At 50.4% G+C, this 11,812-nt stretch carries 12 protein-coding genes; 8 read left to right on the top strand and 4 right to left on the bottom strand.

Features of this window, described 5'->3' with window-relative positions; all coding sequences use genetic code 11:
- Positions 1 to 50: 50 nt before the first annotated feature.
- The 5 genes from J2Y43_RS06590 to J2Y43_RS06570 all read left to right on the top strand — a co-directional run bounded on the left by J2Y43_RS06590 (position 51) and on the right by J2Y43_RS06570 (position 6,819).
- Positions 51 to 983: a dihydrodipicolinate synthase family protein gene (locus J2Y43_RS06590; protein WP_309980720.1), complete on the top strand. Its 933-nt coding sequence runs from the start codon at positions 51 to 53 to the stop codon at positions 981 to 983.
- A gap of 211 nt (positions 984 to 1,194) precedes the next feature.
- Positions 1,195 to 2,664: an aldehyde dehydrogenase (NADP(+)) gene (locus tag J2Y43_RS06585; RefSeq protein WP_309980721.1), complete on the top strand. Its 1,470-nt coding sequence runs from the start codon at positions 1,195 to 1,197 to the stop codon at positions 2,662 to 2,664.
- A 135-nt stretch (positions 2,665 to 2,799) separates the two neighbouring features.
- A complete protein-coding gene (locus J2Y43_RS06580; RefSeq protein ID WP_309980722.1) occupies positions 2,800 to 3,801 on the top strand; it encodes a 4-hydroxyproline epimerase in 1,002 nt (333 codons plus the stop codon).
- A 198-nt stretch (positions 3,802 to 3,999) separates the two neighbouring features.
- Entirely contained in the window at positions 4,000 to 5,259 is a 1,260-nt protein-coding gene (locus J2Y43_RS06575; RefSeq protein ID WP_309980723.1) for an FAD-dependent oxidoreductase, read from the top strand.
- Between the two features lie 135 nt (positions 5,260 to 5,394).
- Positions 5,395 to 6,819 carry an amino acid permease gene (locus tag J2Y43_RS06570; protein WP_309980724.1) on the top strand — a complete coding sequence of 475 codons (1,425 nt, stop codon included), beginning with the start codon at positions 5,395 to 5,397 and terminating at the stop codon, positions 6,817 to 6,819.
- Positions 6,820 to 6,898: 79 nt separating this feature from the next.
- Here J2Y43_RS06570 and J2Y43_RS06565 read toward each other — a convergent pair whose 3' ends face one another.
- Both J2Y43_RS06565 and J2Y43_RS06560 read right to left on the bottom strand, forming a co-directional pair.
- Positions 6,899 to 7,393 (bottom strand): SRPBCC domain-containing protein, encoded by a 495-nt coding sequence (locus J2Y43_RS06565; RefSeq protein ID WP_309980725.1) that lies wholly within the window; start codon positions 7,391 to 7,393, stop codon positions 6,899 to 6,901.
- Complete coding sequence (locus J2Y43_RS06560; protein WP_309980726.1) at positions 7,383 to 7,709, bottom strand: metalloregulator ArsR/SmtB family transcription factor; 327 nt, start codon at positions 7,707 to 7,709, stop codon at positions 7,383 to 7,385. The genes J2Y43_RS06565 and J2Y43_RS06560 overlap by 11 nt, the downstream gene beginning before the upstream one ends.
- A gap of 159 nt (positions 7,710 to 7,868) precedes the next feature.
- Here J2Y43_RS06560 and J2Y43_RS06555 point away from each other — a divergent pair, with 159 nt between their 5' ends.
- Complete coding sequence (locus tag J2Y43_RS06555) at positions 7,869 to 8,900, top strand: hypothetical protein (protein WP_309980727.1); 1,032 nt, start codon at positions 7,869 to 7,871, stop codon at positions 8,898 to 8,900.
- A 101-nt stretch (positions 8,901 to 9,001) separates the two neighbouring features.
- Positions 9,002 to 10,402: a S8 family peptidase gene (locus J2Y43_RS06550; protein ID WP_309980728.1), complete on the top strand. Its 1,401-nt coding sequence runs from the start codon at positions 9,002 to 9,004 to the stop codon at positions 10,400 to 10,402.
- 83 nt (positions 10,403 to 10,485) lie between these two features.
- Here J2Y43_RS06550 and J2Y43_RS06545 read toward each other — a convergent pair whose 3' ends face one another.
- Both J2Y43_RS06545 and J2Y43_RS06540 read right to left on the bottom strand, forming a co-directional pair.
- Complete coding sequence (locus tag J2Y43_RS06545) at positions 10,486 to 10,884, bottom strand: type II toxin-antitoxin system VapC family toxin (protein ID WP_309980729.1); 399 nt, start codon at positions 10,882 to 10,884, stop codon at positions 10,486 to 10,488.
- Entirely contained in the window at positions 10,881 to 11,126 is a 246-nt protein-coding gene (locus J2Y43_RS06540; RefSeq protein ID WP_309980730.1) for a hypothetical protein, read from the bottom strand. The genes J2Y43_RS06545 and J2Y43_RS06540 overlap by 4 nt, the downstream gene beginning before the upstream one ends.
- Before the next feature lie 295 nt (positions 11,127 to 11,421).
- On the opposite strand from J2Y43_RS06540, the gene J2Y43_RS06535 reads away from it, so the two are divergent.
- Entirely contained in the window at positions 11,422 to 11,802 is a 381-nt protein-coding gene (locus J2Y43_RS06535; protein ID WP_309980731.1) for a hypothetical protein, read from the top strand.
- Positions 11,803 to 11,812: the final 10 nt, after the last annotated feature.

Genomic DNA, 11,812 nt, shown 5'->3' with positions numbered 1-11,812 from the left:
GCATGGCAGCATGGATTAATTTTGGACTAAAATTTTAACATAAGCAGGATATGAACAAAGAAGCATGGTCTGGCATTTTCCCAGCGTTGGTGACGCCATTCAAATCAGATGATACGGTTGATTTTGAGCTGTTCGGCAAGAACCTCGAAGCGCAGGTTGAAGCAGGTATTACCGGTGTAATCGTTGGCGGTTCGCTCGGGGAAGCCAGTACGCTCACCCGCGCCGAGAAAATGGAACTGGTGAAATATGCTAAACAGGCACTTCCTGCCGGCCTGCCCGTGGTGTTGGGGATCGCCGAACAATCGACAGCCGAAGCGATAAGCATTGCGAAAGAAGCAGAAAGCATTGGCGCCGACGGTCTGATGATCCTGCCTCCGATGCGTTACAAGGCTGATGATGACGAAACTGTGACCTGGTTTAAGACCATCGCCGAAAGCGTTTCGCTTTCGATCATGATCTATAATAATCCTTACGACTATAAAATCGAGGTGACGCTGCCGATGTTCGAAGAACTTGCCAAAGTTCCGAACATCCACGCGATCAAGGAGTCGACGCGGGACGTGAGCAATGTAACCCGCCTTTTCAATAAATTCGGCGATCGTTTCCGTGTGTTCTGCGGAGTGGACACCCTGATTATGGAAGAAGTAATGCTTGGTGCCGACGGCGTGATCGGTGGCTTGGTGGATGCATTCCCAAAAGAAACCGTTGCGATCTTCAATCTCGTGAAAGCGGGTCAATACAAAGAGGCATTGGCGATCTACCGCTGGTACCTGCCGTTGTTGGAACTGGATATTCATCCGAAACTTGTTCAAAACATCAAACTGGCCGCTGCCAAAATGGGTATCGGTTCGGAATACGTACGTGCGCCACGTCTGCCGCTTCACGGTGCAGAGCGTGAGAAAGTGCTCGCGATCATCGACCAGGCCATTGCCACACAGCCTGAATTGCCCGATTATCTGAATTTGACGGTTGACGTTGCGTAACACAAATCTTCCGGTGCGCTGCACCTACAAATGTCGCGGCGCTCTGCGCCTTGTGATTTTCAGAAGGTGCAGCGCACCGCAAGATTTGTAGCAAAGTTGTTATCCGGATGGTCTCTACCCAGCCAATAACCGTAATATTGACAAAAAAAGCGCCGTATCATCGTTAGATTCGCTGTGCAGGATTGTTACATTTTTGTCAAAACCATTCATTATGAAATTGTCCGATTTAGACCTTATTCTCGAAAAAGCCCAGGAGGCATTCGTTGCGATGAACGCCTATGCATTGCGCCGCCGGGTGGCGTTGATGAATACCATCGCCGATGAGATCGAAGCGCTCGGTCCCGAGCTGATCCAGACGGCCATGGCGGAGTCCAACCTGCCCGAAGCACGTTTGAACGGCGAAAAAGCAAGGACGGTGTTCCAATGGAGAAGCTATGCCGATGCATTGGGAAAAGGATATTCGCTCGACGCGAGCATCGATACCGCTAACCCGCAGCGTGCCGTGCCGAAGCCGGATATCCGCAAAACGAATGTCGGATTAGGCCCTGTGGCCGTATTTGGCGCGAGCAATTTTCCGTTCGCATTTTCAACGGCGGGCGGAGATACGGCCAGTGCTATTGCAGCAGGCTGCCCGGTGGTGGTAAAAGCACACCCCGGCCATCCGAAGACTTCACAGATCATGGCGGATGCCATTAGCCGTGGAGTAGCCAAAAGCGGTTTCCCGGAAGGCACATTTGCCCATATTTTTACGGATACCATCGAGGAAGCGCAGGCATTGGTTGCGCATCCGGTTATCAAGGCGGTCGGTTTCACGGGATCTAACCGTGGCGGGCTTGCATTGGTAGAGGTTGCCAACAAGCGGAAGGAGCCTATTCCGGTATTTGCGGAAATGGGAAGCATTAATCCTGTATTCCTGCTGCCCGGCAAACTGGGCACTGCGGGTGCCGAATTGGCAAAGCAATATGCCGGTTCGCTGACGTTGGGTGTGGGGCAGTTCTGCACTAATCCGGGGCTGCTGATCACAGAAGATAGCCCTGCCGTAGACGGCTTCATCGAAGCATTGAACCAGGAGATCGTGAATATCCTTCCCGCACCGATGCTGAATGCGGGTATTGCCGTTGCCTATCGCGGAAACCGCGAGAAAGTGATTGGTCAGTCGGGCGTGGAGCTGGTGGCGGTAGCTGCTGCGGAGGCGGCCGAAGGGCAGGGTGCGGCTACGGTGGCAACTGTTTCGGGCGTCGACTTCCTGATCAATGACGAACTGCAAACCGAAGTTTTCGGGCCGTTTGCATTGATCGTGAAATGCCGGAATGCGGATGAGATGCTGGCGGTAACCGAAAAATTGCACGGTCAGCTGACGGCAACATTGCTGGCGACAAGCGATGACCTGGCCTCGCACCGCGAGTTGGTAGCTGCCATTCAGAACAAATGCGGGCGCATTATCTTCAACAACTTCCCTACGGGCGTTGAAGTGTGCAAATCGATGCACCATGGCGGGCCATTCCCGTCGTCGAGCAATAGCCAGTTTACTTCGGTAGGCCCGGACGCGATCAAGCGTTTTACCCGCCCGTTGAGCTTCCAGAACTGGCCCGACGAGTTTTTACCAGACGAATTGAAAAACGCCAACCCGCTAGGAATCTGGCGGACGGTGGATAATGAGATAACGAGGGAAAGGCTGTAAGCTTTAGGCTATAAGCTGTAAACTATGAACACAGTTTGCATAGAAAAAATAGTAAGCTTATGGCTTAAAGCTTATAGCCTAAAGCCCCAACCATACCCGGCCTAAAGCATACAGCTTAAAGCCTAAAGCCACATTATGCGTAAAACTTTTTTCTGTATCGACGCCCACACCTGCGGCAATCCTGTACGCGTAGTCGCAGGTGGCGGGCCGCTCCTCGAGGGCAACAGCATGATGGAGCGCAGGCTCCATTTTTTGAGGGAATTCGACTGGATCCGCAAGGGCCTGATGTTCGAGCCCCGCGGTCACGACATGATGAGCGGGAGCATTCTATACCCGCCCATTGACCCGGCCAACGACATCGGCGTACTCTACATCGAAACCAGTGGCTGCCTCCCGATGTGCGGCCACGGGACGATCGGCACCGTTACGATCGCCATTGAAGAGGGCCTGGTAACTCCAAAAGTGCCGGGTAAGCTGCGCCTCGAAACGCCCGCCGGGCTGGTACTGGTGGAATATGTGCAGGAGGGCCGGAAGGTGAAGTCCGTCAAATTGATTAACATTAAGTCATTCCTCGCAGCGGAAAAACTGACCGTGGAATGCCCTGACCTGGGTACATTGACTGTCGACGTTTCGTACGGCGGCAATTTCTACGCCATCGTAGATCCCCAGGAGAATTTCAAAGGCATTGAAAACCACACGGCCGACCAACTCATTAGTTGGAGCCGCGTGTGCCGCCAGCGGATGAACGAGCAATACACATTCGTTCACCCCGAAAACGAGCATATCAAAGGGCTGAGCCACTTCCTCTGGACCGGCGCTCCGTTAGACCCTACTTCCACGGCGCGTAATGCGGTATTCTACGGCGACAAGGCCATCGACCGCTCCCCATGCGGCACGGGTACGTCCGCACGCATGGCGCAGTGGCACGCGAAGGGCAAGCTCAAAAAAGGCGACCGTTTCGTGCATGAAAGCATTATCGGCTCCAAATTCATCGGTACGGTGGAGGAAGAAACGACCATAGGTGACAAACCCGCCATGATCCCCGGCATCGAAGGCTGGGCCGTGATCACCGGCCACAATACCATCTTCATCGACGACGAGGAGGATCCTTATGCATTTGGGTTTCAGGTGATTTAAAGGCTGTAAGCTATAAGCTATAAGCTATAAGCGGGCGGTTGGTGCGGGTTGTAGAGAAATAAAAGAACCGATTTAAACAGCTTAAAGCTTACCGCGTAAAGCTGATAGCAGAATACCAATATTAAAAAAACGATAATAAAACAGCTGTAACATGTAGCCTAAGGCTTATGGCTTACAGCTTATAGCTTTCAGCTTCCAATGAACGTTCAAAAAGGCAGCTCCATCATCATCGGTGGCGGGATTTCGGGTCTGGCTTCGGCCTATTATTTGCTCAAAAGCGGATGGAAAGTGACGTTGCTCGATAAGGGCGATTTGTTTGATAATTGCTCCATCGGCAATGCGGGCATGATCGTGCCGAGCCATTTTATCCCGCTGGCTGCCCCGGGCATGGTTTCGAAGGGTATCAAATGGATGTTCAACAGTCGTAGCCCTTTTTATGTAAAACCGTCCCTCGATTTCTCACTCATTTCGTGGGGTTTGAAATTCATGAAAGCTGCTACCGAGGCTAACGTCGAGCGTGCCGCACCGCATTTGCGGGACTATCATTTGCTGAGTAAGAAACTGTACGAAGATCTCGTTCGTGACGAAAGCCTGGATTTTGGGCTGGAAGAAAAGGGCATATTAATGCTCTATAAATCCGACAAAACCGGCGAAGAGGAAATTCATGTAGGCAAGCAGGGGCAGCAACTCGGCCTGGACATCGATATGCTCAACCGCGAGCAGGTGCAGGCATTGGAACCGGGCATTAAGCTCGACGTGGCCGGCGCAGTGCATTACCGCTGCGACGCGCATTTGTACCCGACTGCATTGGTGAATGGTTTGATCAAAAGCATTACCGCGCTAGGAGCTGAAATTGTCAAAAACGCGGAGGGAACCGGGTTTGATATTCAAAACGGGGAAATCAAAAGAGTAAAAACCGCTGTTAAAACCTACGAAGGCGATTTGGTAGTGATGACCGGCGGCTCGTGGCTGCCGCAATTGGCCAGGCAAGCAGGGTTGTCCATCCCGGTGATGCCAGGCAAAGGTTACTCTTTCATGGAGCCGAATGCGGCGCATCCGATCGTACACCCCGCGTTGCTTCTCGAAGCCCGCGTGGCCGTTACGCCTATGAACGGGCAGGTGCGCTTCGGCGGTACCATGGAGCTTGCGCCGCTGAACAATCAGATCAATATGAACAGGGTGGAGGGGATTGTCAATTCCATCCCGCAGTATTATCCTGAACTCGATGTGGCTGTTCCGCAAAAGGACCGCATCTGGTATGGTTTCCGGCCTTGCTCGCCCGACGGCCTGCCGTATTTGGGTTATTCCAAAAAGCTCAGCAACCTGATTGTCGCCGGCGGGCATGGTATGATGGGCATCAGCCTCGGACCGGGTACCGGGAAAATAGTAGCCGAGTTGGCCGAGCGTGTGAAGCCTTCAGTGGATGTGGCTCTATATGATCCGGAGCGCTATCAGTAAACGGGTCCAAGGGTGCAGCCATACAGGCACTTTGGGGGCCATTTTAGCGCGTGGCGAGGCGGGGATATTGTGAGTAGTCCAAATACTTCGTAGTTTACACAGTTTAAAACCTGACCTAATAACCTATTACCCTTTATGCCACAAGAAAACACCTCTTTCAAGCCCTCACTAGGCCTTGTTGACGCCACGATGCTCGTTGCCGGCAGTATGATCGGATCGGGCATTTTTATTGTCAGCGCCGACATCATGCGCAATACCGGCAGTGTGGGCTGGCTGATGTTCGTGTGGCTCATCACCGGTTTTATGACGCTCACGGCCGCATTAAGCTACGGCGAGCTCAGCGCCATGTTCCCCAAGGCAGGCGGCCAGTATATTTATCTCAAAGAGGCTTACAACCCGCTCATCGGTTTCCTGTACGGTTGGAGCTTTTTCACCGTTATCCAAACCGCCACGATCGCCGCCGTGGCTGTGGCATTCGCGAAATTTACCGCTTATCTCATTCCACAATTCAGTGAAGACCTGGTCGCATTGGACCTCGGTTTTCTTAAAATAACTCCCGCCCAGCTACTGTCCATTGTGGTCATTGTCGTGCTGACGTTTACGAATACACGTGGTGTTAACAGCGGGAAAATCATTCAGACCACCTTTACATTAACCAAGCTTCTCAGCTTACTCGGCCTCATTGTTTTCGGATTAATATTCATGAAACCCGAAGTATGGGCCGCCAACTGGGGCGAAGGCATGTGGGATTTGCACAAACTTGCTCCGGATGGCAGCATTGAGTCGTATACCACCATTGCCGCTTTCGGCGCCATTGCCGCATCTATGGTAGGCTCCATTTTCAGCAGTGATTCGTGGAATAACGTGACATTCATTGCCGGTGAAATCAAGAATCCGCAACGCAATATCGGCCTTAGCCTTGCACTGGGGACCATTATCGTGACGGTCATTTACGTACTCACCAACGTGATGTACACCGGCGTGCTCTCTCTCGAAGAAATCGCGTCGTCCGATAAGGACCGTGTAGCTGTAACCGCATCGCACGTCATTTTCGGCAATTCCGGCACGATCGTGATTGCGGTAATGATCATGATTTCCACATTCGGCTGCGATAACGGACTGATTATGTCAGGCGCTCGTGTGTATTACTCGATGGCGAAAGATGGTCTGTTTTTTCAAAAAGTAGGGCAACTGAACAAGAATGCCGTGCCTGAAATAGGCCTTTGGCTGCAATGCGTGATCGCCTCCTTGTGGGCGCTCAGCGGCAAGTATGGTAACCTGCTGGATATGATTTCCTTTGTGGTGGTGGTGTTTTATATGCTTACCATCATCGGGATATTCATTCTCCGTAAAAAGCGTCCCGACGCTCCACGGCCATACAAGGCATTTGGCTATCCATTCCTGCCCATTATTTACATTATCATGGGTGTGGCATTCTGCGTGTTGCTGATCATCTACAAGCCAGAATACACCTGGCCGGGGCTGATCATTGTATTATTGGGGATTCCCGTTTATTATATGGTTGCCAAAAAAGAAGTGGCAGCTGTGGAGCAAGACTAACATCAACTGAAAGAAATAGTATGCCCCCTGACGGTTCCAACCGTTCAGGGGGCATTTGTTTGTTGATGAAATGCACTGATTACTTTTCCAGCAACTCATCCAGGTTACCAAGCGCCATTGTGAAGCCCTCCTTGAAGCCCATCTGCATGATTTGCTCGATGTCCTCATATTTGTCATATTGAATCACAACAGAAACGGTAGTGCTGCCGTTGGCTTCGGTGAAAGTATTGGTCCAGGTAGAGCGTGCAAAGTCCTTATTGATCTCCCCGTCGGCATCACAAAATGCGTCGATTGCCGAAAAGCTTTTTTTCGCATCGATGGAGAGGTAATCCGCTTTTGACCAATGCTCTTCGCCCTCGGGGCCTACCATAGCGTATAGCCAAGTGCCACCTTCGCGGAAGTCCATTGATTTGGTGCGTGCTTTCCAAGGGCGTGGTGCCCACCATTGATCGAGCAGCTCTTGCTGTGTCCAGGCGGCCCAGACTTTCCCCACCGGGGCGGCAAATTCCCGTTCCACATTGATACGGTTATTCTCCTTGTCTACCGAAAAATTCATTACTAAGCTAGTTTTCATCTGAATTGGAATTTAGGTTGATTAAAAGTTGATCTAATTGATTGAAGCGGTCTTCCCAGTGTTTTTTGAACTGTGTCAACCAGTGGTCGAACTCTTTCATTTTAACCGGATTGAAATAATAATGGATCTCCCTCCCGACCTTGTTCTGCGTGAGCAGCTCGCAATCGACGAGTACCTGAATATGCTTCGAAACCGCCTGCCTGGAAGTATCAAAATGCTCCGCCAAGGCATTAGGCGTCATGGACTGCGCCGCGATCAGCACGAGAATGGCCCTTCTCGTCGGATCCGCAATAGCTTGAAAAATATCTCCTTTCATACACGATCGAAATATGCAACTTGATGGTTGCAAATATATATGCAACTTTTGGGTTGCGCAAATTTTTTGTGAAAATTTTTGACAACGAATCGCTTCGCATGAATAAGTGACATTTAAAGCGTAGCTTCGGTAACCGATTATTTATTTACTCACCTCCTTATGAAACCTTTGTTGAGACTGTCTTTTGTAATTGCCTTGTTGTGTTATGTAGATGCCGCCTTCGGGCAGGAAATAACTGACGTGCGCTGGGTTTCCAGGGATACGACTGTCGGGACTGTTCAGGTGGTGGGTTACTGGAAAAAGGGCGAAAAGAAAAAGTTTCGGGCTTATAAGCTCGATAAAGTTTTTAAAGACGACAGTCTCATTTCCGAAAAGAAGGTATTGGATGCGATCATGCAGTTTGAAGTTACCGATTCTACCGCCAATTCGTATGACCTGGTATTCGCCATGCTGGAAAACAAGCAGATGAAGACCAATAAGGCTATCAGTGAGCTTCCGCTTGAACAATTGGACATACGGGACGAGGATTTGGCATTGCGATATACTACGGACGCCAATGGTATGCTGAAATCCTATACCAATCGCGTCGAGTTGGAAGGCAAGCTCGATCAAATCATGAAGATGGTCAGGCAAAAGCAAATGGACGCATTGAAAGATAAGAGTGAGGGTGAACGAAAACTGATTACTGCTGTCGGGGAAAAAATCGCAAGTGGCAAAGTGTTGTTCAGCACGATGTATGAAACATTTGTGAGCCAGTTCCATAATCTCCATGGCTACGCGACGGGCATTAATGACACGCTGAACTACCGCGAGTCGGTGATACACCCTGCGACTAACAAGCCGATCAGTTTCGATTGTTATCTGTACCTCAGTGCGATCGATACAATGGGCGTAGCGCAGTTCGATATCGAGAAATTTGCAGACATGAAAGATTTTGTCAAAGACTACGCCGCATTTCTTCAAACCACCCGCGAAGTATCCGGGCTGAAAAGGGATAAAAAATTCGAGCAGGAAGCTACCACCGTGGATATGCAAATGGAAACCTACGTCACGATGGTTGTTGATACGGAATCCGGCTGGCCCACATACATGAAGTTGACGCGCGCAATCTCCACCAAAGAGCCGAAAAACAAGGAAACGGATTATCGGTACGAGGTGTGGGAGTTGGACAGTGATTTGGAGGATCGGTAGTCTTGTTTGGTAATTTATTTGGAATTGTTTGTACTGAGCTCTTTACCGGAAGCTAATTTTTGTGCACCTTGGATCACAATCGCACCTTAAAAATTTGATCTATGAAAAGTATGTACAACTTCCTGACGTCGAAGGCATTGATTGCCTCGGTGGTCATCTCTTTTACCATTGCAAGTTGTCAGGAAACTTCCGTTGAAAATCAGTCGTCTGCACCGTCGGCCCCTACCGGCAGCGTGTTGCGGGTAAGCGGCGAAAGTGAGTTTGTGGAAGGGGAATTGCTCATCCAGTTTAAAGAAGGCGCATCGGCCGCTGCCAAACAAAAAGCTTTCGACAAAGTAAAAGGACAACCCGTGGAGAAGATCCTGACGAAAGCGATGGAACGGGCTGGTAGGAAAGAGGGCCTGGCGTTGGTGAAGGTCAATAAAAACGTTTTGGAGGCTGTTGCCGAGCTCAATGGAGCGGAAGGCGTCGAATTCGCCGAACCCAATTATTTGTACCAGCATACTGCCATGTCGACGGACACCTACTTCACAAACGGATCGCTCTGGGGCATGTACGGCCCGTCGACGAGTCCTGCGAGCCCTTACGGCAGCAATGCGGCGGCAGCCTGGGCGGCAGGAAACACCGGCTCAGCGACGGTGTACGTGGGCGTGATCGATGAGGGTATTCAGCTCACGCACCAGGATCTGGCAGGCCAGGTATGGGTTAACCCTGCCGATCCGACAGACGGCATCGATAACGACGGCAACGGACTTGTGGACGATACCAATGGCTGGGATTTTGCGAATAAGGATGGGTCTATCTACGACGGAGGCACCAAAGGCACACTCGACGACCACGGTACCCACGTGTCGGGCACCATCGGTGGTAAAGCCAACGGGCAGGGCGTTGTAGGTGTAAACTGGGATATCAAGCTCATTTCAGCCAAATTCCTCGGCCGCCGCGGCGGCACCACGGCCGATGCCGTGAAGGCTGTCGATTACCTCACGAGTCTGAAAAACCGTGGGATCAATATCGTGGCCAGCAACAACTCCTGGGGTGGCGGAGGCTATTCGCAAGCGCTTTTCGACGCTATCGCCCGCGCCAACAATGCGGGAATCATGTTCATCGCCGCAGCTGGCAACTCAGGAACCAACAACGACGTTACCGCTAGCTACCCATCCAACTACAATCTCCCGAACGTGATTGCCGTTGCTGCCATCGATAAAAACGGCGCCCTTGCCAGCTTCTCGCAATACGGCGCTACCACGGTAGACATCGGCGCGCCAGGCGTAGCCATTAACTCTACGACCGCTTATAACACCTACTCATCCTACAATGGCACTTCTATGGCTACCCCGCACGTGACGGGCGCCGTGGCGCTATACGCATCCACCCACCCGGGCGCGTCCGTCGCGCAGATACGTAACGCTATTCTGTCGAGTGCTGTACCTACGGCTTCGCTGGCTGGCAAGACGGTTACCGGCGGGAGGTTGGATGTGAATGCGGCTTTGAGTAAGTAATTGATTTTATATTGATGGAAGGGGATGGCTTTTGCTGTTCCCTTTTTTGTTGTGACGGGATTGATAGGTCTTCACCTATGTAATTAAATTGTCCAGTTTTCGAGCCTAATTTTATTGATTTTTTGAAGATGTCTGGTATTGTTGGTAACCATCGTCAGTTGATGTCTGACGGCGGTAACGCCAATAAAAAGATCAAAGTCGTCGAGCGGTGTGCCTATTCTTTGTAGCCGGGCCTTTTCTTTGGCAAATAGATCGATGGAATCAAAAATGGGTAATATCTGCACACCGCTCAGAAAGTTATGTAAGGCTCTGAGATTCTGTTCAGGCCGGTCGCTCTTCTCGACGCCAAATTTCAGTTCCGCGAGCGTGATTTCGGAAATATAGCATTGCTCAGGTGCAACTTTCTCGAAACGGCTTTGAAGATTAAACTTGCCTTTCATGAAGTAAATGGCAATGTCAGTATCAATGAGGTATTCGTTCAAAGCGGCTCTATTTGGCGGGTTGAAACTCGGCTGCTGCGAATGTCAGCGATGATCTCTTCGGCAGATTTGTCAGAAACGAATGCACCAAAGGCTTTGCGGAAGGTATTTTTCTTCTTTTTGGCAGACATTTCCTTTGTCTCGCTCAGTTTGGCTATGAGATCTATCTTGTCAGCAGGAGTCAGATTGCCCAAAATGGAGGCATAGGCATCTACAAGGGTGGTATTTCTTTTTTCTGGTTTCATATCAATTAAAATTACAAAAAAATGCCCGCATGTACACTAAGAGGGATACCCCTCAACGACCCGAGGTCGACCTTCATGCACCGCAGGCATTTTCGAAGTCTGGAATGCAAAGATAAATCGTCCGAAAGCGCTAAGTCAACTTGCTTGATAAGTGAAACCGACCGGTTATTCATTCCTATTTTTTTTAAGCGTTTTAGGCTTTGTAATTAGGAATAAGCGGTTTAAGTTTACCCCGTCCAATCCAAGAGTAGAGTTACTGCCGAACATTCCGTTAACAGCCATGAACTGGTTGTGAATGGTATTTCTATCAATGAACGGTGCCGTAACTACCGTAATGGATTACATTCCATTGCTCTACTCTTGGGCTGGACAACGGCAAGTGCGGCACCGTTTTTTGCTGCATTCCATCATCAACCTGATAGCTATGCACACCGATTTTCATCAACAGCGCCGTGATCACGCGGCATTCAAGTTGCTCAAAGATTTCCTGAATGACGATGTTGATCTTGTGGAGTTAGAACATGTTTTGAATGATATGCTTCTGCATTACCTGCGACCTGCACACGAATGGAACATCTCGCGCGAGCATGCGCTGTACGCGATTGACAATAGTGAAATTTTGATGCGGCTGTTGCGGAAAATGCGGGAGTTTGGGATGCGGGAGGAGATGATTTGAAACAAGAATT

The sequence above is a fragment of the Dyadobacter sp. BE31 genome, assembly GCF_031457695.1.
GTDB lineage: Bacteria > Bacteroidota > Bacteroidia > Cytophagales > Spirosomataceae > Dyadobacter.
This window is presented reverse-complemented; position numbering and strand designations above follow the sequence as displayed.